Raw genomic sequence first — 21320 nt, forward strand, 5'->3', positions numbered from 1 at the left:
GTTAACACCCAATTGTCGGCCGTTTTAGCTTTGCAGCAGGGCGTTCAGTCCGGATGCCACACGAAGGCCGGGGGAGCCAAACAACGCCGCGACTGGCAGTGCGTAGTCCGTCAGCCGCCGCTGGTCAGTGTATCGAATTGACGTGGCGAGCGCGCGTACGGCCGATAGTGACCACCCCTGCTCGTGTAACGTGTTCCGTTCCAGTGTCACGTGCGCCTTTCTGAGCGCGGTTCGTCTGATCGAGGGGTCGAAATCAGCGTATAACGACTCGTACTGGTCGATGATGTTCAACAGCTCGTGTCCCACCGCGGATTTCGCCGACCGCTGGCTCCCTGACGTGCCCTTGTAGACGAGCGCCGCCGCGAGCGAATCGAACTCGCATCGCGATGCGAGTTCGATACAGAACCCGATGTCGTCGGCACCGCCCCGGTCCGCTAACGGTATCACGTCACCGAGCACCGACGCCGAGATCAGCATTGTCGAGTTCGTGCAAGCCTTCGGTCCAAACTGGAGCGTCTCGCCGAGTACGGTCCCTTTAATATCCGGGTTCGGCATTCGAATCCCCTCGTCGGACGCATAGCCACAGAACGTGACGCCGGTTTCGGGATCGCGTTCGAGCAGTGGGACCTGCAGGGGGAACTTTTCGGGGTGCAGTCGGTCGTCGTCGTCGAGCAACTGAACATACCGACCCTTGGCAACCTCGATACCGCTCGTTCGGGCCCGGTTCGCACCGTGTTGCGTGTCGTGCTCAACGTACACAGTGTCGTATCTCTCTGCGACCGGGCGTGCGTTCCCGGTTCCGGAATCGTCAACGACGATGATCTCGGTCGGGCTGTAGCGCTGTTGCCGGACGCTCTCGATAGCCGCTGCGAGTTGCTCGTTACGGTAATACGTCGGGATGACTACCGAAACGAGCGGCCCGGTTCGGATTTGCGAACGTTGCGGGTCTCCGCAGCTATCTGACGGTCGCCCAGAAGCTTCTGCCGACTGCTGCAGGAAGCTTCGACCGCCGTCAGTCGCGGAGGCCGGCCGCGGATCGGCGGCAGTAGCGGTGTCGTCGGCCGAAGGAGTCGACTCCGCGGTCGCCGGCTGCGACTCCGTCGGCTTGTCGGTGACAGTCAGCCACGGGACTTTCACGAGGGCGGGCGTTCTGATACCCGGCGGATGGCCGAACAGTCTGACCGGGAAGGGAGCCACGATCTCGCCGACGTGGTTGCCGTGGTCCGAAGTGACGACTGTCGTCCCATCGAACTCTTCGAGCAAGTCCTGAACGTACGGCAACACGAGCCAGAGGTTCTCCTCGTAGGCCTGTCTGACGCGTTCGGCCGGGTAGTCGCCGTCTCGCAGCGCGCCCCAGACCGGTTTCTCATCGGCGTCGGAGCTCTCACCCTCCGCCCGCTGTTTCCCGTTTATCCGGCCGTGGTCGAGCCGCTGACCGAACGGGCCGATAAACGGGTAGTGTGGCTGGACGAAATGCGTGATTAGGCGGCAGTCAGGGTATCGCTCGTGGGCTTCCTTGGTGGCGGCGACCATCGCCGCCGGAGGGAGCGTCCCGAGGTCATCGTCCCACTCGGTCTTCCAGACGTCGATGACGTCGCGAAACACGTCGTCGAGGTCGATTGGACACCAGTCATCGACACGGTGCATGGGGTTCGCAGTGACGTATACGGTGTCCTCGTACGTCTCGTCACCGAACGTCCGTTCCAGGAACGCCGGTGTCTCAGTCGCGACCGAAATCCGGGAAGACAGGTCGCCGTCGAGCCAGTTCTGCCGTTCGAACATGTCGAAGCGACAGCCGTCGAGGATGACTAATTGGTCCCACTCCTCGGCCATGACATCACAGCCGGGAGGCGTTCGCCACGAGAAGTACGCTTCCATCGCTAGCTGGGTCCCGGTCCAGACTTGACGTGGAAGGGAATCGGTACCGAGAAAACGGAGTCGGCGACGGGTCTTCGAGTTCATACGATAGATCTCTGTCGGCGGCCACTGTCTGTGGTTTGAGGCGACACGTCTCGGAGATCAGGGTGGTTTACATCGGGTCGATCACCGGTGGCGACGGCGTAGCGCGTTCGCATCCAGTCGGCGTGGCGAACGAGGAAGGCAACCGGAACCGAATCGAGTCCGAGGATCTTTGCGATGCAGAGCCGATGTTTGCCGCTGACGAGCAGTAGTTCGCCATCCCGTCCGATATCGACAATAATCTCGCGCTCCAAGGCGTCGATGAAGTTCCCATCCCGGTCGTGTGGAGGCGTTCGATCCTGGTAGCTGAGACAGCCCTCGCGGTTCATGCTCCGATAGATCCGCTCTAGATGCTCACAGCGAGTGAGGACGTCATCCCGGGTCTGGCAGTCGTGCCAGACGAAGTCGACGCCCGCGTCGAGGCGGGCCAACACGTCCTGAACGAACTGCGTCTCGGTCCACTGTCGATCGTCGAGAAAGCGGGCGCGGAGTGCTCGGTACAGCGGGCTCTCGGCGATAGTGTCGGCGTGGAAGAGGTCCTCCGGCGGGCCGCCGTAGGTCGGAGCCGCCTCGTGCGGGCGCCTGTCCCAGTCACCGCTTCTAACGCTCCCGAACAACTGGTCACGGTTCCACCACGGCGGGTAACACCGCCGAGTGAACCGGGATATTCTGGACGGGTCGACAGGTTCGAGCTTGAACGGGTCCGGCGACGCCTTGCCCCCGTCGAAATCAGTCGGGTACTGTCGCCGGTAGTAAGACGGAGCGATAGCCCAGTAGAACGCTTTCGTCACGGGTGAAGAGAGCGGACTTCGGAGAAGTACGTACTCTGACCCGAGCCGGACAGTGCCTTCCACCCCCTGCTCGGCGTACACGTCGGAGAGAGCTCCGAGCATTTTCCCGTACGTAACGGTATAGATTATATTGTTATCGCACTCTTAATCGCCCTATCGGCAGTATAATTCGGACTGGTATCGGTGTACCCGGGCTCTAATTTTTCATAAGACGGTTCGGGTGCTGACCACTGACGGCTTCGCTCGAAAGCCACTCACGAAGAAAATATAATAATAATTGGGTTTGAATACGACAAGTGAGGCGTGTTATCATGAAACGCGAGATGCTCACCACCGACTTCATCGACCGTGCAGTGGATATCTACGACGACGTGACCGGTATTGTCGCCCACGACGGCACCGAGTACACGTACGCTGAGGTCAACGAGCGGGTAAATCAGTTGGCCCACGCCCTGTCGGATCGGGGTGTCTCGAAGGGGAGTCGCGTGGCCGTCCTCGCGCCGAACACACACTACTTCATCGAGACGCTGTACGCGGCGAACAAGCTCGGTGCGGTGTTCGTCCCGCTGAACTACCGGCTCGACCCCGCGAAAATCGAATACATCCTGAACGACTGCGAGGCCGCGACAGTAATCGCCGACTACGACTTCGCCGAAAAGGTCCAACCGGTACGGGACGACGTCCCTGCAGAGACGTTCATCGGCTACGAGCCCGACCGTATCGAGGGGGAATGGGAGGCCTACAGCGGTATCCTCGACGGGCAGCCGACAGCCGAACCGGACCGGCCGGACATCACCGAGGACGACGACGCGAGCATCAACTACACGTCCGGAACGACCGGGGACCCGAAGGGCGTGGTCAGAACCCACCGGACCGAGAGCTGGCACGCGCTGGTCCTCAATCAGCACATGGAGATCCGCGACGACGACACGTACCTCTGGACGCTGCCGATGTTCCACTGCAACGGCTGGGGCCACACCTACGCTATCACCGGGACCGGGGGGACCCACGTCTGCCAGCGGACCTTCGACGCCGCGGACACCTTCCGCCGGGTCCGCGAGTACGACGTGTCGTTCCTGTGTGGCGCGCCGACGGTGCTGAACAAACTCATCCAGCACTACCGGGCCAACGACGGCGACGTAATGACACAGGGTGACCGCGACGTACGGATCGCGACCGCTGGAAGCGCCCCGGCGACAGCGACCATCGAGCGCGTCGAAGACGAGTTCGGCTGGCGCATCATCCACATCTACGGCCTGACCGAGACGGCCCCGATCATCACGACCAGCAACTCCCCGCGGCGCATCGCCGAGCGAGGCCGGGAACTCAAGGTCAAGCAGGGTTCGGAGACGCTGTGTACCGACATCAGAATCGTCGACGAGGACGGCAACGACGTGCCACGCGACGGGGCGACCATCGGCGAAGTCGTGGTGCAGGGCAACCAGGTGATGGACCGCTATCTCAACAAGCCCGAGATCACCGAGGAGGCGTTCAACGACCGCGTCGAGGGGTACTTCCACACCGGCGACCTCGCGACGTGGGACGAGGACGGGATGATACAGATCATGGACCGACGGAAGGACATCATCATCTCCGGCGGTGAGAACATCTCCTCGATAGAACTGGAGGACGAACTGTACGACCACCCCGGTGTTCTGAAGGCCGCGGTCATTCCGGCACCGAGCGAGGACTGGGGCGAGACACCGATGGCGGTCGTCGTTCCGACGGCCGACAGCGACGTCACCGAGCAGGAGATCCTCGATTTCCTCAGAGAGCGCCTCGCGAGCTACAAGGTCCCTGCGGGCGTCGACTTCCGTGACTCGCTCCCGGAAACGGCGACCGGCAAGATCCAGAAATACGAACTCCGAGAGGAGTACTGGAAGGAGCAAGAACGGATGATCGGCCAGGAGTAAACACGCCGAACGTATCGGAGGCGGTCACCCCTGAGGAATTAACACGATTCTTTATTAGGGTGCCGGCAGTCGATCCGACCATGCATCTGGGAGTCGTCGTGCCACGCGTCGAGGACCACAGCACAGTCGACCTGGCTGTCGAGGCCGAGGACTACGGTTACGACTCGGTCTGGCTGAACGAGCTATGGGGGGCAAGCTCCGTCGTCGAACTCACGGACATCGCGACCCGGACCGACGAGGTCGAAATCGGCAGCGCGATATTAAACGTCTTCTCGCGGTCGCCGGCGGTGCTGGCGATGACAGCGACGACCCTCGACAGAGTCTCGGACGGGCGGGCGGTGCTGGGCCTGGGAACGAGTACCGCCCGGTCTATCGAGAACATGCACAGCATGGAGTTCGAGCGGCCGGTCCGTCGCGCCCACGAGACCATCGACATCGTCAAACAGCTCATGACGGGCGACGAGCGGGTGACCTACGACGGCGAGGTGGTGTCAGTCAGCGGGGTCCCGCCGTTAGACCGCGACGTGCCGGTGTACCACGCCGCACTCGGCCCGGCGAACAGGCGAGTCGTCGCCAGACTGGCCGACGGCTGGCTCCCGCACATGATTCCCTTCTCCGAACTGGAATCGGCATTCGAGTACATCGCCGAGATCGCACGCGATGCCGACCGCGATCCGGACGACATAACGGTCGCGCCGTACGTGCCGGCGGTGGTCCACGAGGACGCCGACCGGGCGACAGAAGAGCTCCGACAGCACATCGCCTACTACGTCGGCAGCGGCGAGGGGTATCGTCGGGCGGTCGCACAGACGTATCCGGACCGGGCCGAACGCATCGCCGACGCCTGGCAGGCGGGTGACCGCGGCGAGGCGACAGAGCTCGTCACTGACGAGATGGCGGCCGACCTCGGCATCGCCGGGACGCCGGAACAGGCGCGGGAAAAACGGGACGCGATAGCGGACAGGGATGTCCTCGACCGGCTTCTGTTAACTGTGCCACAGCAGGTCGACGGGGAGCTGGCTCGAGAGACGATTCGGGCACTGGGTCGGTCTTAAAGGGAGATTGCCATCATCACCTCGTCGGCGTACTCGTCGCCGAACTTGTAGTGATCCTCGCGGACGGCTTCGGTACCCCAGCCGTGGGCTTCGAGGAACTCGATCGCGTCCTCGTTCGTCGAGGGCACGGAGTTGTACAGCTTCTCGTAGCCGTTCGTCGCCGCCCACTCGGTGCCCCGGGCGAGCAGCTGGGAGCCGATACCGTGGCCCCGATACCGTTCAAGCACGCCCAGCGTCAGCTCCGCCGTGTGGCTGAGCTTCTCGACTTCGGGGTGTTTGAGGTGGACCCAGCCGACCACGTCGTCGTTGATGCAGGCGACGAAGAAGATGCGCGACTCCAGCTCGTTGTGTCGGAGCAGCACGCCCTCGGAGTCCACCACGTCGGCGACGGTCTCCGCATCGACGTACTCGCCACCGCCGATAGCGGCACGGATGGCCCCGACGAGCCCGGTCAGGTCCTCCTGGCGGGCCTGTCGGATCGAGAACTCGATGTCGTCGGCCTCGAACATTTCCTCGACCGTGTCGTTGTAGGCGATGCGGAGTTCCTCGTCGATCTCCTCCAGTACGCCGTCGCGTTTGAGTATCGCGACGTGGTGGCCGAACGGTCGCGGGTCCATCTGTAGCGCCGACCGGGCGGCTCTCGGCTCGACAGACCCGTGTGACTCGACGTACTCGTAGATGTCCCGTCTGTCCTCGTGGTCGAACTGCAGTGGCTCCGTTAACTCCATGGTATCTGCTACCACGAGACAGTACTTAATCTTTTATCAAAAACCATGTACTTCACAGTAAACGGTCGCTACGACTCCGGAACGCCGGTCAGAAGCACCGCGACGTCGCGAACGTTGTGCGTGTCGACGAGCAACTCTGCGGCCGCTCTGACGGAGTAGGTGCCGGCTAACGACACGCCGTAGCAGGCGGCATAGCAGTCAAGCCAGTCGTTCATCGCCCCCTCCAGTCGCTCGAACTCCGTCTCGGAGAACCTGGCCCACGACTCGCCGGTCCGGCCCTCACAGTACAGGGCCACCGTCGGACCGAACCCCTCCCGGAGAATCTCCATCGCGCGCTGGTCGTCCGGCGGGTCGGGATCTAGCGACTCGCGGACCGTCTCGGCCCGGCGGGAGAGGTCCTGAATCCGGTCCTGGTACTGGTAGCGCATCACCGGCCGGATCAGCCCTCGTTGAACTCGACGCCCTTGCCGCCGGCGGGGTGTTCCCACTCAGTGTCGGCGACGATGGCGCAGGTGCCACACTCGACGCAGGGCTGGGTGTCGAGGCTCACGAGGTGCTCCTTGCTGCCGTTGGTCTGGACCATTTCGTCGCGGTAACAGCCGCCGCCGAAGTCCTCGGCGCTGACCGGGCAGGCCGTGACGGCGGTGCCGGACGCCTCGAAGGACTTGTCGAGGAGTTCGATGTGGGGGTCGCCCACGTCGTAGGTCAGGTCGCCGATGCGGTCAGCCAGGTCCGGTGGCGAGACAGTGTTCTCGTCGGTCACCGGCTCGCCCAGTTCCTCGGCGATGACCGTCGGCAGCGTCACGTAGGGCAGTTTGGTGTCGGGGATCATCGACACCATGCGCGGCGACGAGTAGGCCCGTTCGAGCAGCCCGGCCGCCGCGCGGACCCCGAATCGGCCGACTGCGGAGTCGGCGATAGCGTTCGAGAGGTCGTCGACGGGGCCGACCTCGCCGAGCCGTCCGAACACCTTGTAGCCGGTCGGGCGGAGCTTGTCCATCACGCCTTCGTCGTGGAGCTTCTTCTCGTACAGCTCGCCGGCCTGAAACGGATCTCCGCGGGCCCGAGCATCGGCGAACGCCTCGGCCGCCAGCGCTCCGGCGGTGACAGCGTGGTTCATTCCCTTGATGATAGGCCCCTGGGCCTGCATCTGGCCGGCGGCGTCGCCGACCAGCACCAGCCGGTCCTTGTGCGGCGAGGGATGGGCCGCCTTCTTCGAGTCCGGGACGAGCTTCGCGCTGTACTCGCGCTCATCGTACTCGTCGCCGAGCCACTGGGCCATGAGCGGATGGGTGAGCAGGCTGTCCAGCAGTTCGTGGGGCTCGGCCCGCTCCTCGGCGATGGAGTCGAGGTGGAACACTGTGCCTATAGACAGCGACGATTCGTTGGTGTAGAGGAAGCCACCGCCGCGGACCCCGTCGAACAGGTCCCCTGAGAACAGGTGGGCCGCGCCGTCGTCGGAAGCCACGTCGAAGCGGTCGTTGATGAGTTCGGGCTCCATGTCGACGACCGCCTTGACGCCCTGGAACCACTCCTCTGGCTCTTCCCAGTCCATCAGCCCGGCGTCGCGGGCCAGCTCGGAGTTGACGCCGTCGGCGGCCACCACGAGGTCGGCCTTGATGGGGTCCAGTTCCTCCGTCGTCACGCCGACGATTTCGCCCCGTTCGCGGAGCAGCCCGGTGACGTGTACCTCGGTCAGCAGGCCGCCGCCGGTCTCGCGGGTGCGCTCGTGGACCTGCTGGGCGAGCCAGGAGTCCATCTTCCGGCGCAACACCGCGTCGGCCCACGCCGTGTCGTGGTGGTGCAGGTCGCCGATGTCGAAGGATTTCACCTTGTCGCCGGCGATGTTGTGGATGACGTTCTCCGTCACCGGCCGCTCCGTGGCTTCCTCACGGAAGTCCGGGAACAGCCCGTCGATGGTGTAGGGGGCCGACTCCTCGGCGTAGATGAGCCCGCCCGAGACGTTCTTCGAGCCGGCATCGACGCCACGTTCGAGGACGAGCGTCTCGACGCCGTTGCGGGCGAGGGTCGCCGCCGCGGCCGCTCCGCCCGGCCCACAGCCGACGACGACCGCCTCGTACTCCTCGACGGGGTCAGTCATCGCTTGCCTCCATCATCGCACCCAGTTCGCCTGTTTCGACCGCCTCGGTCAGCTGCGGCAGCACCTCGAAGAGGTCGCCCTCGATGAGGTAGTCCGAGAAGTCCCGGATATCGGCGTCCGGGTTAGTGTTGACGGCGATTATCGTGTCGGACTCGTCACAGCCGACTTTGTGCTGAATCGCGCCGGAGATGCCCGCCGCGATGTACACGTCGGGCTCGACTTCTTGCCCGGACTCGCCGATCTGGCGCTCCTCCGTGACGTACTGCTCGACGTGGCCGTCGAAGGAGTACGAGGAGGTGATGACGCCCCGCGAGAGCCCCAGGTCGGCGTCGTCGAAGGCGTCCACGAGGTCTAAGGCTTGCTCGATGCCCCGCGTCGGGTCGTCGCCGATACCGCGGCCCACGGCGACGATAACGTCGTGGCCGGTGAGGTCGACGCCGCCCGACAGGCGGTCGTACTCCTCGACCTCGACTTGGAACCAGTCCTCGTCGAGATCCATCTCGTAGTCGACGGCCTCGCCCTCGCGCTCGTAGTCGGGCTCTGGTATCTCGAAGCTGCCCGGAATGACTGACGCCCCTTGCGGGTGGAAGTCCCGGTTGGGCTTGTCGATACAGAGGATCGTCGAGTATTCGAACCCGGAGAAGTCCGGGCGCTTCATGTGCAGCACCCGCTCGAACTCCTTCTTGTCGCCGGCGGTACCGACTTTCGCGGGGTTGGATATCATCGCGTTCTCGATGTACAGCCCCGAACAGTCCGACGCTAATCCGGAGTCGAGTTCGCCCTGGACCAGCGCCGAGAGGTCCCGGCCGTTGTTCGTCGCCGGGAAGACGGTGTACCGGGGTTCGTGGTACTCCTTCCACGCCACGTCTTCGCGGCCCGCCGCAGCCAGTTCCCCACCGGCCCGAGCCATGTCACAGAAGATTTCGGTGTATGGCTGGTGGCGGAACCGTTCCAGACGGGGGTCCTCGTGATAGACGACGAGGTCAGCGCCGTAGGCGATGACATCCTCGACGTGGTCGCTGGCGTCGGCTCCGATGAGGACGGCGACGACACGCTCGTCTTCGTCGTACTCCTCGTTGTACGTATCCATCAGTTCGCGAGCCTTCCCGAGCATCTCCTTCGAGACGTCGACGAGTTCGCCGGCCTGGGTCTCGCAGTACACCCACATGTCGCGGTACTCCGCGCCGACGGTGCCCTCGACCCACTGCTTGTCGTTGGTCGGGTGGTCCAGTTCGGGGTACTTCTCCTCCGGCGGGACGTATTCGACTTCAGTCACCGCCTCGCCCTCGGCTTCCTCGGTCCCTTCGACGGACTCGATACGGCTCTCTATCTGTGATTTGGCCGTCTTGCGGTCCTCACCCGCCTTCTCGCGTTCGAGCAGATCCCGGAGCACGTCGGCGTCATCAATGTCCCGGACCATGTTCGCCACGTCGGCGACCGTAAGCTCTGAGAGATCGACGGTTTCCGGGTCGATTTCGCCGTCGTCCTCGCTCTCGACTTTGTCGATGCGGTCCTCGATGAGCGTCTTGACCGGGACCCTGTCCTCGCCGCTTTCCTCCAACTCCAGCATCGCCCGGAGTTCATCGGCGTCCTCAATGTCCTTGATTTTCGGTCCCAGTTCAGCGATCTCGTGTTCCGTGGGGTCGATGTCAGGCATGGTCAGTCACCCGCCGCGTACGGCGTGAGTTCGTCCAGTACCGGTTCCAGCGCCTCGCTCTGATCGGCCTCGATCATCGTCGCCTCCCGCTCGGAGGGGGCCTTTGGAATCGGATCGACGCCGGAGACGATGGTCGGCGAGCCGTCCAGGCCGATGTAGTCCGGATCGAGGTTGAGGTCCTCGTGGTCCCAGACCGTCAGGTGCTCTTCGTACGCCTCGGCCCGCTGCTGGGTCTCCTCGCGGAGGTCCTTGTGTTTCAGCCGGTGGCTGGCCTTTCTGTACGTTGGCTCGAACTCGGGGTCGGCGACGACGAAACACGGCATCGGCGCGCTAACCGTCTCGATCTCGGAGATGTCGCCGTCGACCAGTCGCTTCGCCCGGACGGTGCCGGCGTCCTCGTCGATGTCGAGCGAGAGGACGTGGGTGATTATCGGCCAGTCGAGACACCAGCAGGTCTGTGGGCCGGTGTGGCCGGTCTCGCCGTCGGCCGTCTTGAACCCGGCAAACACCAGGTCGGGCTGGTCGTCCAGTTTCTGCAGGCCGGTGGCGACGGTCATCGCGGTGGCCCAGGTGTCCGCGGCCCCCATCTCGCGGTCCGAGAGGAGATACAGATCGTCGGCGTACACGTCTGCCATCCCCTCCTGCAGGACCTCTTTGTACCCCGGCGGCCCCATGCTCATCAGCGAGACGTGCCCGCCGTTGCGGACTTTCGTCTGGAACGCCGCACGGAGCGCGTGCTTGTCGTTCGGGTTCATCACCGTCGGTGTCTTCCCCCGTTCGAGATGGCCGTCCTCGTCGAACGACACCTGTCCCTCGCGGAAGTCCGGAACGCCTTTCGTCATAACGACTGTGTGCATGGTATCACGACCCTCGTGAGTGTATCTCACACAAGAATCTATAATAAATGTATGTTTACAAATATGGGTGACAGGTATACGTATCCGTCTCAGGGGCGGTAGAATCCGAGCAACACGCTGTATGACGACAGGCTGACAGCTACAGGCCGTTATATTTGGGGTTCAGAATGCTGCAATGCCACGGAAACAGGCGGTCCCGATAGCTCAGATTCGGCCGGCACGACCCGGGTCCACGTCGATGGCGTCAACCGGACACACGTCGACACAGAGCATGCAGTCGATGCACTGGTCCTCGTGAGCGGGGTCGGCCTTGATCTCGCTCTCCGGGTGGTCCGGCGTGTCGACCCACTCGAACACGTCGACGGGACAGTCCTCCAGACACGCGCCGTCGGCGATGCAGATGTCGAAGTCGACGGCGACGTGTGTCCCGTGGATGCCCAGTTCCTCGGGCTCGTCGACCGGCCCCCAGACGTCGTGTCCGTCGTGCTGTTCGACAACGTCGCGGTTCTCCTCGAACTCCGGGTCTATGGCCATTGGTATCTTATCTCACTTTTGGGAGCTACTTAACTTTTCGACCTAACGGTCAGAACCCCGGGCCGTCGCGGCGGTCCGGACCGCTCGGCGGCCTGCCATCGGCCGGTCCCGGGCCGAGGTCGTCGATACGGTCGGTCGGTCCTGGCAGGTCGTTCCCGGGCGAGGGGGTGTCCCCACCTTCGCTGTTCGCGTCGGCGGTGTCCGGGCCGGCGATTCCGACCCGCCGGATGAACTCGACGGTCCGCTCGAACACGTCGTCGTAGTGGGCCCCGTGGAACGGGAACCCGTGACCCGCAGGCACCGTCTCGTGAACCACGTCGGTCATCGGTTCGAGCGCGTCGGCCAGCAGTTCAGACTGGGCCGGCGGCACGACACTGTCCTCAGTGCCATGGAGCAACAGCGTCGGCGGGGCGTCGACATCCACCTGTGCGACCGGCGAGGCGAGGTCGTAGGCCGCGGGTTCGTCGTCGGGCCCGCCGCTGAGGTACGCTCGGTGGGGCGGGTCAGCTTCGTCGTCAGTGGCGTTATCGAGCGCGTGGAAGTCGTAGACGCCGGCGTAGCCGACGGCGGCCGACAGCGCCGAGGACGCGCCGGGATACAGTTCGGGTTCGAACCCGGGCTCGTCGGCCGTCAGCGCTGCCAGCAGGACGAGGTTCGCGCCCGCCGAGTGGCCGACACCGACGATGCGGTTGGTGTCCGCGCCGCGGCTCTCCCCCTCCGTTCGGGCCCATTCGATAGCGGCCTTCACGTCGACCAGCGCCGCCGGGAACGTCCACTCCGGTGCGAGGCGGTACTGGGGTTCGATGACCAGGAAGCCGTCCGCCGCGAGGTCGAGCGCGTGCCGAGCGAACTCCCCCTTGTCGCCGAACCTGAACGCGCCGCCGCGGACGAGCACGGCGACCGGCTTCGGGCCGCTGGTCGCTGGCGAGTCGTACAGGTCGAGCGTCAGCGTCTCGCCGTCCACCTCGTGGAACGGGATATCGCGCCGGACGGTCACCGACTCGGGAGCGCGGTCTGTCACGGGCAACGGTCGGGCCGTCACGGGCTTAAGCCCGACGTTATCCGGTTCCGACACTCCCTGAATCGGGGTCGAACGACGCGTCGATACCGCCGGCATCCAGTGACTTCTCACCCCGCCAGTGTCTTCGCGGTCGCTGGGTCAGACTCTCGTGGGTGGCTGACAGTCACTCGGACACCTCTGGACACGGACGGGACCGCCGCTTCCAGGATCTGATTGAACGCGAAAAAGCGCAGTTATCGGGCGGTACGCCTGCGGCCCGACGGTTAGCCTTCGACCTCGATCTGCTTGCCGCGGGCCGTCGCACCTACCTCAACAGGCAGGCGCACTTCGAGGATACCGTTCGTGTAGTTCGCGGCAATGCCTTCGTCGTCGACGCGCTTCGGGAACCGGAAGCGTCGGTGATAGGTCCGACGCTCGCCGCGCTGTTCGTCCTCGCGTTCCGCGGCGATGTTCAACATGCCGTCGTCCCAGGAGACGTCGATATCCTCGACGTCAAAGCCCGGGAGTTCGACGTTGAGTACGAACTCGTCGTCCTCCTCGTACAGTTCGTAGTCGTCGCTACCGGTTTCTAACAGGCGGGACGGAAGGTCGAGACCGCGCATCCAGGAACTTGGTGTGGTTGTTGGCAGAGCCATTGGCCATCACCTCGCATCCATTTGATACTAGTGGTGCGGTTCGATAAAAATCTTGCCGATCGTGCTATGAGGTAACAAACACCGACTTAACGCCACCCAGGATTCAAAATTCCGACGACTAACAGCTCCCGACTCAAATTAGAACCGCAGGTTCGGGTGCTGGGGAGCCAACGACCGGCAAACGCTCTTTTTACTAACAATACATAGGTACCGATAAAATGAAGTGGGAATACCACTATCGTTACTGAACGATGTATGGCCGCTTCGTGACGGCCCTGTGGGCCCTGACAGGCCTCTCCGCGGTGTTTTTGCTGCTCGCTGGGCGAAAGCGCGAGGACCCGGGCGGGACGCCGATGGTGTTGTTTCACCTCGCGCTATCGGTTGGTGCGGCCAGCTACGCCGTCGACATCACTGCGACGACGCTGTCGACCCAGCTGGTCGCTCGACAGGTCGCGACCGTCGCACAGGGCACAGTCGCTATCGCCTGGCTATACGCCGCGTTACAGTACGCCGGCTTCGGCCGGTCAGTGACGCGCCGAATCGTGGGGCTACTGTCGCTCGATCCGCTTTTGCTGGTGGCTGTGTTCGTGGTCCCGGGTCTCTCGCTGTTCGAACTTCCACCGGGCGGTTCCGCCGGTTCGCTCGTCGTGGCCCCCGGAACCGGTCTCACAGCAGTGTTCATCGCCCACATGGCGACGATTCTGGTTGCGGCGCTCGCCGGGACAATCGTTCTCATCCGCCTGTTCGTCCGCTCGCGACACCTGTACCGGTCACAGGCCGCGGCCGTCCTTATCGCGGCGTTGGCACCCTGGACCATCGCGCTGACCCAACAGTACTTCCTACAGATACCCGAGGACGCCACGATCTTCGCCTGGGGGGTCTCCGGGATCGCGATGACGACTGGCCTTTACACGTTCAAAACGCTGGATCCGGTCCCGGCAGCTCAGGAAACCATCGTCGAGCAGATGGGTGACGGAACGCTCGTCGTGGACGTCGACGGCTGTATCAGCCACGCGAATCCGGCGGCCGAAACTCTCCTGTCTGGGCCCGAGGAAACGCTCGTGGGCCAGCCAGTAGACGCCGTCATTCCGACCTGGGACAGTCTCGCGGTCGGCGACAGCGAACAGTCCGACTGGTCGGAGCTGGCGCTCTCCGTGGACGGCCAGCAGCGGTTCGTCGAACTCGAAGTGACGCCGTTTGCCGACCGGTTCGACACGCTCGTTGGCCATCTCGTCGTCCTTCGGGACGTCACGGAGCGAAAGCGCCGCGAGCAGCGGCTCGCGCAGTACAAGACGATCTTCGAGGGTGTCAGTGAACCCGTCTATGTCCTCGATGAACACGACCGGTTCGTCACGTACAACGACCCGTTCGCCGAACTGGTGGGTGCCGTCGAGGACAGCCTCGTCGGCGAGCGCTTCGAGGCAGTGCTGGGCCAGACGGAAACCGAACCGACGGACGGCGGCTCCGGCGAGTTCCTCATCCGAACTGCGTCGGGCGAACAGGTCCCCTGTGAAGTCGACGCGGCGGACATCGAACTGGCCAGCGGTGAGTCCGGCCGAGTCGGCATCGTCCGTGACATCTCACAGCGAAAGGAGATCGAGTCCGAACTCGCAGTGACGACCGAACGCCTGGAGACGCTCGTCGAGGCTGCGCCGCTCGCGATTATTGCGACGGACACCGACGGGGTCGTCGAGGTCTGGAACCCGGCCGCAACGGAGCTGTTCGGCTGGAATGCCGACGAGGTTCTGGGCGAAACAGTCCCTGTTATCCCGCCCGAGAACCGACGGCGGACCGCCGAACTCCACGCGCAGGTGCTCGAGGGCGAGCGTCTGGCGGGCCACGAAACGGAACTGCAGCGAAAGGACGGGAGCCACGTCGAGGTGAGCCTCGCCGCCGCCCCGATTCGGGGCCTCAGTGGCTCTGTGGTCGGTAGCGTCTCCGTCATCACGGATATCACCGACCAGAAGCGGCGGGAACGCCAGCTCAAACACCAGAACGAGCGGCTGGACGAGTTCGCCAGCCTCGTCTCCCACGACCTCCGGAACCCCCTGCATGTCGCCAGCGGCCACCTGGAGCTGGCGTCACAGGACGCTTCGCCAGACGTGCGCGACTCCATAACGGCCGCAACGGATGCCCTGGCTCAGATGGAGACGCTCATCGACCACACCCTGACGCTTGCCCGCGAGGGGCGTGATATCAGCGAACCCGAGCGGATATCGCTCCGGGACACGTTCGAACAGGCGTGGGACGCCGCGGCCACGAGCGCAGCAACGCGACGGATTCGGGACCCGCCGGAGCGCGTGCTGGCCGACCCTGACCGCCTCGCCGAACTGTTCCAGAACCTCGTCCAAAACGCTGTGGAACACGGCAGAGATGCTGCTACTTCCGAAGCGGGGCCAGCGACCGACGGCGCTGGGGCGGTCACCATTACGCTCGGTGCCACGCGGGACGGCTTCTACGTCGCCGACGACGGGCCGGGGATTCCGCCGGACCAGCGTGACGCCGTCCTCGAATCGGGCTACAGCACGGAGGACGACGGCACCGGCTTTGGCCTGTCGATAGTCGAGACGATTGCCGAGGCCCACGGCTGGGAGGTGACTATCACTGACAGCGAAGACGGCGGCGCCCGCTTCGAGTTCAGCGGTGTCGAGACTGGGAACGGGATCGAAGAACCGGTGGAAGAGTCGTCGTAACGGCGCTTCAGGGATGTGCGAAGTACGCGACGGACTCCGTGTCGGGGTCCTCGGCGATATCGTCGAGGCGGGCGAATCCGATGCGCTCGAACTGCACAACGTCGTCGGTTTCGTAGCCGAGCAGTCCTGGTTCGGCAACGCCTGCCACGTCCCCGTCCATCGTCCGCAGGCGGAGTCGCGGCCCGTCGGCCGGCGCCCAGTGGATCACGTCGACGCCCTCCTCCCGGACGGCGTCGATATCGTCGCCGGTGTACTCGAAGGCGTCGCGGGTGTGGCGCACGCAGCCGTACCCCTTGAGCCAGATCCGTTCGCCGTGGCTCGGTAGGTCGTCTCCCTCGACGACGACACCGCTGGTTACCGGAATCTCGCGGCGGCCACGCTCCTCGAAGTCCGGATGGAGCGGCGGTTCGCCGGCGTCCGGGCCGCCGACGATCTGACGTTCGACAATCCCACCGTGGTCGTCGCTGTCCCGGACGAAGAAGGCCCGGTCAGACTCGTCGTCGATCAGGTCGCGGTTGTTCGAGTAGATCGAGGACATCGCCAGGTCGACGTTCGAGGTGGAGGTCCCCAGCTGAATCATCGCGTCGACGACGGCCTCGCCGCGGATACCGCGCCGTTCGAGGCTGGCGACGGTCGGCGCTCGCGGATCGTCCCAGCCCGCCAGTTCGCCGTCCGCGATGAGTTCGGCGATGCTTGAGGTGGAGAGTGGTACGTCGTAGGCGTCGACCTGGACGTGGCCCCAGTGGATGACCTCGGGGTAGTCCCAGCCGAAATAGTCGTAGACAAATTGCTGGCGTTTTGCGGAGTCCTGCAGGTCGATCCCGCGGATGATGTGCGTGACGCCCAGCAGGTGGTCGTCGAGCCCGCTCTGGAAGTCCAGCATCGGCCAGCAGCGGTACTCCGCCGCTTCCTCTCGGGGGTGGGGGGTGTCGACCATCCGGAACGCGACGAAGTCCCGCAACGCGGGGTTCTTGTGGGTGATGTCAGTCCGGACCCGCAGAACCATCTCGCCGCTGTCGTACTCGCCGTCGACCATCGCCTCGAACTCCGCCCGTGAGGTCTCGGCGTCCTTCTCGCGGTGCGGGCAGGCCTCGCCGCTGTTTTTCAGATCGGAGAACTCACCCTGCGGGCACGAGCAGGTGTAGGCCCCGCCTTTGTCGATGAGTTCGCGGGCGTACTCGTAGTAGGTTTCGACCCGGTCGCTGGCGTTGACCACGTCGTCGGGCTCGAAGCCCAAGTAGTCGATAGCATCCAGAATTGCGTCGTAGGCGTCGAGGTCGGGGCGCTTCGTCTCTGGGTCGGTGTCGTCGAAGCGGCAGATGAACTCCCCGTCGTAGCGCTCCTTGTACGTGCCGACGACGGCCGCCATCCGCGCGTGGCCGATGTGCCACGGGCCGTTAGGGTTGGGCGCGACCCGCATCCGAATAGTGTCGTAGTCGTCGGCGTTGGGCAGGTCCGGCAGCGGGTGGTCCTCGCCCTCGTCCTCGCTCTCCAGTTCTTCGAGCTTCTCCGGCGCTAACTCCGCCAGCCGCTCGCGGCGTTCCTCGGCGTCCATCCCGTTGACCCGCTCGACGACCGGCGCGATGACGCCGGGTATCTCGTCGCCGTACTCGCGGAACTCCGGGTTCTCGCCCATGAGCGGCCCCATTATTGCACCGACCTGTGCCTCGCTGTCGTGTTTGACCGCGTTGAGGAGGGCGTTCGTCTCCGCCGCCTCCGTGATACGGTCTTGAAGCTCATCGTCCATTACCGGGACCTGCGACTGGGAGGGTCAAAACGCCGTCGGACCACCTTTTTCAGCGTCGGGTTCGCGCTGACCGCGCGAACCACTCCTCGAAAAACGTGGGCGAAAAAGGCGCGAATCGCAGAGCGATTCGCGTGAAACCGCGCTCGCTCCGCTCGCGCGGATGCTCGTCTTTACAGGTCACTCCACATCCACAAGAGACTCCGCAACCCTGTCCAGCGCCTCGATTCCAGTCACCTCACCGGACTGGTCTGGAATCGTCCAGATATCCAGTTCTGGCAGCGACTCTCGGAGTTGTGCAATCGCCTCCTCCTGTACCGCCTGCTTGCCCTGACAGCGCTGGCAGTCGCCGGCGTCCTCGATGACCTTGTTCACGACCAGCGTCGTCACCGGCACCTCGAACTCCCGGAGCTTTTCGACCAGCCGCTCAGTCTCGCGGACGGCCATCGTCTCAGGAATCGTCACGACCCGGAACGCCGTCTGCTCTGGGTCCCGAAGGGCTGTTCCGACCCGCTCCATCCGCTCGCGCATTGCAGTGAAGTCGTCCGGGCCGTCGTCGCGCCGGCTGGCCATCGGGCCGAACATCATGGTTCGGGCGGTGTTGACCTTCCGGCGGACCTGATCGCGCAGCTCCATCGCCGTCGCAACGCCGCGGTCCATCACCGAGGGCAGGTCGAGCAGGCGGAGCGTGTGGCCGGTCGGAGCGGTGTCGAACACCACGCGGTCCCAGCGGTCGCTCTCGATGTAGGTCGCCATGCCCTCGATAGCCGCCAGTTCGTCGCTGCCAGGCATCACGCCGGAAGTGAACAGCTCGGCTATTTCGTCCTCGTCCATCCGGATGCCAGCGTCGGAAAACTCCGAGGCCAGCGACTCGAACAGCGACCGGTAGCGGTCGATGCCTGTTTGCGGGTCGACCTCGACGCCCCACAGCCCCGACTGGATTTCTGTCGGCTCGCCGCCGACATCGGTCTCGACGGCATCGGCCAGCGAGTGTGCAGGGTCCGTGGAGACGACCAGCGTCTCGTGGCCCGCTGTTGCGAGGCGGTGGCCGGTCGCCGCTGCCACAGTCGTCTTGCCGACGCCGCCCTTGCCGCCGTAGAGGAGGAACCGGGTCACGTGACAGTGTTAGGACTGGTCGGTCTTAGTTGCTGACCAGCAGCTATCAGGGTCGAAGAGGTGCGGAAAAACGGGCCGGCGGACCGCGCTCAGTAGTCGCGCTCGACCAGGTAGTTCGCGATGCCTTCGAGCAGGTAGCGGGACTCGTTGTCCGGCAGGACTTCGAGGTTCTGCTTGCCGCTCGCGATGAGGTCCTGCCCGGTCTGGCGGGCGTACTCGATGGACCCCACTTCTCGAAGCCGTTCGACGGCCGCGTCGATTTCGGCCTCCGAAACGGCGTCGACGGAGTCCGTGTCGATCAGGTCGCCCACGTCGACGCCCTGCTGGCGGGCGTGCAGCGTCACCAGTGTCTGCTTGTTCTCGACGAGGTCCGAGCCCCGTTGTTTGCCCAGTTTCTCCGAGGGGGTCGTCAGGTCCAGCAGGTCGTCCTGAATCTGGAACGCGCGACCCACGTCGAGCCCGTAGTTGTACAGGGCGTCGACCGTCTCCTCGTCGGCCCCGAGCAGCGTGGCCGGAATCGAGGCGGCCGCGCCGTACAGCACGGCCGTCTTGAGTTCGACCATCTCCAGGTACTCCTCGGGCGTGACGACGTCGCGTTGCTCGAACTCGATGTCCAGCGACTGCCCCTCACAGATGCGGGTACACGTCGTCGCGAGTCGCTTGTTCGCGTCGACAGTCCGCTCGGGGGCCGCACCCGTATCGAGGAGGAACTCGAACGCCTTCGAGTACAGCGTGTCGCCGGCGAGAATCGCCGTCGAGAGGTCGTACTCCTTGTGGACGGCGGGCACCCCGCGACGGAGCGCGTCGTCGTCCATGATGTCGTCGTGGATGAGCGTGAACGTCTGGATGACCTCGATGGCGAGGGCGGCCGACATCACGTCGGCTTGCCCGCCGTCGAGGCTCGGGAACTCGCGGTAGTCTGCCGTCAGCGGGTCGACGTCCAGCAGCGACTCCGCGACCAGCAGCAGGACCGTCGGGCGGAGCCGTTTCCCGCCCGCGTCCAGCAGGTATCGCGACGCCTCGTAGAGGTGGTCCGGCTTCTGGACCGGAAGGTCCTCGGGGAGGGCGTCGTTGACCCGGTCTCGTCGGGCGACAATCGCGTCTTCGACCTGCTGATGGCGTTCGGACATCGATTTACTCGGTGAGCTTGATCATGTTGCCGTTGCGGGTGATGTGGAGGTCCCGTCCGGCTTTGTAGCCCATGTCTTCCGCGAGGTCGACGTACGGTGCGAACCCTTCCAGGCTCTGGTGGGCCGGAATGACGTTCTTGGGCTGGAGCGCGTCGAGCATCTCGTAGTGGCCCTCGCTGCGGAGGTGGCCGGAGACGTGGATGTCGTCGTAGATGCGCGCGCCCTGCATGCCCAGGAGCTTCTCGGACTGGTAGCGCTGACCCTCGTTGGTCGGCTCCGGAATGACCCGGGCCGAGAACAGTACCTTGTCGCCGTCGTCTAGCTCGTAGGGCGTCTCGCCACGGCCCATGCGGGTGAGCATCGCACGCGGCTCGCCCTGGTGACCGGTGACGATGGGGAAGAAGTTCTCCTTGCCCTCGTTCATGATCCGCTTGAACGTCCGGTCGACAGACTTGCGGTGGCCGTACATCCCGAGGTCTTCCGGGAAGTCGACGAAGTCGAGTCGTTCGGCGGTACCGGAGTACTTCTCCATCGAGCGGCCCAGCAGTACCGGCTGGCGGCCGATGTCGTCGGCGAACTCGACGAGGCTCTTGACACGCGCGATGTGTGAGGAGAACGTCGTGGCGACGATGCCGCCGTCGTAGTCCTCGATGCTCGTCATGACGTCCTTGAGGTGCCGGCGGGCGACAGATTCGGAGGGCGTACGGCCCTTCTTGCCCGCGTTCGTACAGTCCTCGATGTAACAGAGGACGCCCTCGCCCTCACGGCCGATCTCGCGGAACCGCTTCATGTCGATGGGGTCGCCGATGACCGGCGTGTGGTCCATCCGCTTGTCGAGCCCGTAGACGACTGCGCCTTCCGGCGTGTGGAGCACGGGGTTGATCGCGTCGATGATGGAGTGTGTGACGTTGACGAACTCCAGTTCGTTGCGCTCGCCGATGGACATCGTCTCCCCGGCGCTCATCTTGACGAGGTCGTTCTGGACGCCGAACTTCTCCTCGCTCTTGATCTGCTGTTTGACGAGTTCGATGGTGAACGGCGACGCGACGATAGGAGCGTCGTAGCGGTGGGCGAGCTTGGATATCGCGCCGATGTGGTCGAGGTGCCCGTGTGTCGGCACGATAGCCTTCACGTCGCCCTCCAGGTCGGACATGACCCGGTCGTCCGGGATGGCACCCATGTCGATGAGGTCCAGCGAGTGCATCCGTTCCGTTTCGACGTTGTCGTGAATCAGTACCTTCGAGAGGTTCAGGCCCATGTCGAAGATGACGACGTCGTCCCCTGCACGGACGGCCGTCATCTGTCGGCCTACAGCCTCGTAACCGCCAATTGTCGCGATTTCGACTTCCATGGTTGTAGCTCCGAGTGGAAAGCCGGCCGCGGGCA

General features: G+C 64.4%; 17 protein-coding genes. 3 read left to right on the top strand and 14 right to left on the bottom strand.

The window, feature by feature from the left end; translation table 11 throughout:
• Nucleotides 1-24: 24 nt before the first annotated feature.
• Both ACY9XZ_RS01730 and ACY9XZ_RS01735 read right to left on the bottom strand, forming a co-directional pair.
• The gene (locus ACY9XZ_RS01730; RefSeq protein ID WP_463455367.1) at nt 25-1962 is read right to left on the bottom strand and encodes a glycosyltransferase; all 1938 of its coding nucleotides are present in this window, start codon (nt 1960-1962) and stop codon (nt 25-27) included.
• Nucleotides 1959-2852 (bottom strand): ParB N-terminal domain-containing protein, encoded by an 894-nt coding sequence (locus ACY9XZ_RS01735; protein ID WP_463455368.1) that lies wholly within the window; start codon nt 2850-2852, stop codon nt 1959-1961. The genes ACY9XZ_RS01730 and ACY9XZ_RS01735 overlap by 4 nt, the downstream gene beginning before the upstream one ends.
• A gap of 209 nt (nt 2853-3061) precedes the next feature.
• Here ACY9XZ_RS01735 and ACY9XZ_RS01740 point away from each other — a divergent pair, with 209 nt between their 5' ends.
• Together ACY9XZ_RS01740 and ACY9XZ_RS01745 are read left to right on the top strand one after the other, a co-directional pair.
• Entirely contained in the window at nt 3062-4663 is a 1602-nt protein-coding gene (locus ACY9XZ_RS01740) for a class I adenylate-forming enzyme family protein (protein WP_463455369.1), read from the top strand.
• A gap of 80 nt (nt 4664-4743) precedes the next feature.
• Nucleotides 4744-5718: an LLM class flavin-dependent oxidoreductase gene (locus tag ACY9XZ_RS01745; RefSeq protein ID WP_463455370.1), complete on the top strand. Its 975-nt coding sequence runs from the start codon at nt 4744-4746 to the stop codon at nt 5716-5718.
• Here the strand turns inward: ACY9XZ_RS01745 and ACY9XZ_RS01750 are convergent.
• The 8 genes from ACY9XZ_RS01750 to ACY9XZ_RS01785 form a co-directional block, all read right to left on the bottom strand.
• Complete coding sequence (locus ACY9XZ_RS01750; RefSeq protein WP_463455371.1) at nt 5715-6446, bottom strand: N-acetyltransferase family protein; 732 nt, start codon at nt 6444-6446, stop codon at nt 5715-5717. The two genes, ACY9XZ_RS01745 and ACY9XZ_RS01750, sit on opposite strands and share 4 nt — an antisense overlap.
• A gap of 68 nt (nt 6447-6514) precedes the next feature.
• Complete coding sequence (locus tag ACY9XZ_RS01755) at nt 6515-6874, bottom strand: hypothetical protein (RefSeq protein ID WP_463455975.1); 360 nt, start codon at nt 6872-6874, stop codon at nt 6515-6517.
• An 11-nt stretch (nt 6875-6885) separates the two neighbouring features.
• A complete protein-coding gene (locus tag ACY9XZ_RS01760; RefSeq protein ID WP_463455372.1) occupies nt 6886-8547 on the bottom strand; it encodes an FAD-dependent monooxygenase in 1662 nt (553 codons plus the stop codon).
• The gene (locus ACY9XZ_RS01765) at nt 8540-10204 is read right to left on the bottom strand and encodes an electron transfer flavoprotein subunit alpha/FixB family protein (protein WP_463455373.1); all 1665 of its coding nucleotides are present in this window, start codon (nt 10202-10204) and stop codon (nt 8540-8542) included. The genes ACY9XZ_RS01760 and ACY9XZ_RS01765 overlap by 8 nt, the downstream gene beginning before the upstream one ends.
• Before the next feature lie 2 nt (nt 10205-10206).
• Nucleotides 10207-11061 (bottom strand): electron transfer flavoprotein subunit beta/FixA family protein, encoded by an 855-nt coding sequence (locus tag ACY9XZ_RS01770; RefSeq protein WP_463455374.1) that lies wholly within the window; start codon nt 11059-11061, stop codon nt 10207-10209.
• 204 nt (nt 11062-11265) lie between these two features.
• Nucleotides 11266-11595 (bottom strand): 4Fe-4S dicluster domain-containing protein, encoded by a 330-nt coding sequence (locus ACY9XZ_RS01775; RefSeq protein ID WP_004516778.1) that lies wholly within the window; start codon nt 11593-11595, stop codon nt 11266-11268.
• A 49-nt stretch (nt 11596-11644) separates the two neighbouring features.
• On the bottom strand, nt 11645-12616 hold the full coding sequence (locus ACY9XZ_RS01780; protein WP_463455375.1) for an alpha/beta fold hydrolase: 972 nt from the start codon (nt 12614-12616) through the stop codon (nt 11645-11647).
• Between the two features lie 263 nt (nt 12617-12879).
• Complete coding sequence (locus tag ACY9XZ_RS01785) at nt 12880-13251, bottom strand: Hsp20/alpha crystallin family protein (RefSeq protein ID WP_463455376.1); 372 nt, start codon at nt 13249-13251, stop codon at nt 12880-12882.
• A 251-nt stretch (nt 13252-13502) separates the two neighbouring features.
• Here ACY9XZ_RS01785 and ACY9XZ_RS01790 point away from each other — a divergent pair, with 251 nt between their 5' ends.
• Nucleotides 13503-15944: a PAS domain S-box protein gene (locus ACY9XZ_RS01790; RefSeq protein WP_463455377.1), complete on the top strand. Its 2442-nt coding sequence runs from the start codon at nt 13503-13505 to the stop codon at nt 15942-15944.
• 7 nt (nt 15945-15951) lie between these two features.
• Here ACY9XZ_RS01790 and ACY9XZ_RS01795 read toward each other — a convergent pair whose 3' ends face one another.
• The 4 genes from ACY9XZ_RS01795 to ACY9XZ_RS01810 all read right to left on the bottom strand — a co-directional run bounded on the left by ACY9XZ_RS01795 (nt 15952) and on the right by ACY9XZ_RS01810 (nt 21285).
• Nucleotides 15952-17691, bottom strand: a complete 1740-nt coding sequence (locus ACY9XZ_RS01795; protein ID WP_463455378.1) for a glutamate--tRNA ligase — start codon at nt 17689-17691, stop codon at nt 15952-15954.
• Between the two features lie 177 nt (nt 17692-17868).
• On the bottom strand, nt 17869-18804 hold the full coding sequence (locus ACY9XZ_RS01800; protein WP_463455379.1) for an ArsA family ATPase: 936 nt from the start codon (nt 18802-18804) through the stop codon (nt 17869-17871).
• Nucleotides 18805-18893: 89 nt separating this feature from the next.
• Entirely contained in the window at nt 18894-19934 is a 1041-nt protein-coding gene (idsA3, locus tag ACY9XZ_RS01805) for a geranylfarnesyl diphosphate synthase (RefSeq protein ID WP_463455380.1), read from the bottom strand.
• 4 nt (nt 19935-19938) lie between these two features.
• Nucleotides 19939-21285: an RNase J family beta-CASP ribonuclease gene (locus ACY9XZ_RS01810; RefSeq protein WP_463455381.1), complete on the bottom strand. Its 1347-nt coding sequence runs from the start codon at nt 21283-21285 to the stop codon at nt 19939-19941.
• Between the last annotated feature and the right edge of the window lie 35 nt (nt 21286-21320).

It is taken from the genome of Haloarcula sp. HT12 (genome assembly GCF_055271655.1).

What these genes read in the sequence shown, in the direction of transcription:
- ACY9XZ_RS01730 (WP_463455367.1), bottom strand. Translation starts at nt 1,962, where the DNA reads ATGAACTCGAAGACCCGTCGCCGACTCCGTTTTCTCGGTACCGATTCC.
- ACY9XZ_RS01735 (WP_463455368.1), bottom strand. Translation starts at nt 2,852, where the DNA reads ATGCTCGGAGCTCTCTCCGACGTGTACGCCGAGCAGGGGGTGGAAGGC.
- ACY9XZ_RS01740 (WP_463455369.1), top strand. Translation starts at nt 3,062, where the DNA reads ATGAAACGCGAGATGCTCACCACCGACTTCATCGACCGTGCAGTGGAT.
- ACY9XZ_RS01745 (WP_463455370.1), top strand. Translation starts at nt 4,744, where the DNA reads ATGCATCTGGGAGTCGTCGTGCCACGCGTCGAGGACCACAGCACAGTC.
- ACY9XZ_RS01750 (WP_463455371.1), bottom strand. Translation starts at nt 6,446, where the DNA reads ATGGAGTTAACGGAGCCACTGCAGTTCGACCACGAGGACAGACGGGAC.
- ACY9XZ_RS01755 (WP_463455975.1), bottom strand. Translation starts at nt 6,874, where the DNA reads ATGCGCTACCAGTACCAGGACCGGATTCAGGACCTCTCCCGCCGGGCC.
- ACY9XZ_RS01760 (WP_463455372.1), bottom strand. Translation starts at nt 8,547, where the DNA reads ATGACTGACCCCGTCGAGGAGTACGAGGCGGTCGTCGTCGGCTGTGGG.
- ACY9XZ_RS01765 (WP_463455373.1), bottom strand. Translation starts at nt 10,204, where the DNA reads ATGCCTGACATCGACCCCACGGAACACGAGATCGCTGAACTGGGACCG.
- ACY9XZ_RS01770 (WP_463455374.1), bottom strand. Translation starts at nt 11,061, where the DNA reads ATGCACACAGTCGTTATGACGAAAGGCGTTCCGGACTTCCGCGAGGGA.
- ACY9XZ_RS01775 (WP_004516778.1), bottom strand. Translation starts at nt 11,595, where the DNA reads ATGGCCATAGACCCGGAGTTCGAGGAGAACCGCGACGTTGTCGAACAG.
- ACY9XZ_RS01785 (WP_463455376.1), bottom strand. Translation starts at nt 13,251, where the DNA reads ATGGCTCTGCCAACAACCACACCAAGTTCCTGGATGCGCGGTCTCGAC.
- ACY9XZ_RS01790 (WP_463455377.1), top strand. Translation starts at nt 13,503, where the DNA reads ATGTATGGCCGCTTCGTGACGGCCCTGTGGGCCCTGACAGGCCTCTCC.
- ACY9XZ_RS01795 (WP_463455378.1), bottom strand. Translation starts at nt 17,691, where the DNA reads ATGGACGATGAGCTTCAAGACCGTATCACGGAGGCGGCGGAGACGAAC.
- idsA3 (WP_463455380.1), bottom strand. Translation starts at nt 19,934, where the DNA reads ATGTCCGAACGCCATCAGCAGGTCGAAGACGCGATTGTCGCCCGACGA.
- ACY9XZ_RS01810 (WP_463455381.1), bottom strand. Translation starts at nt 21,285, where the DNA reads ATGGAAGTCGAAATCGCGACAATTGGCGGTTACGAGGCTGTAGGCCGA.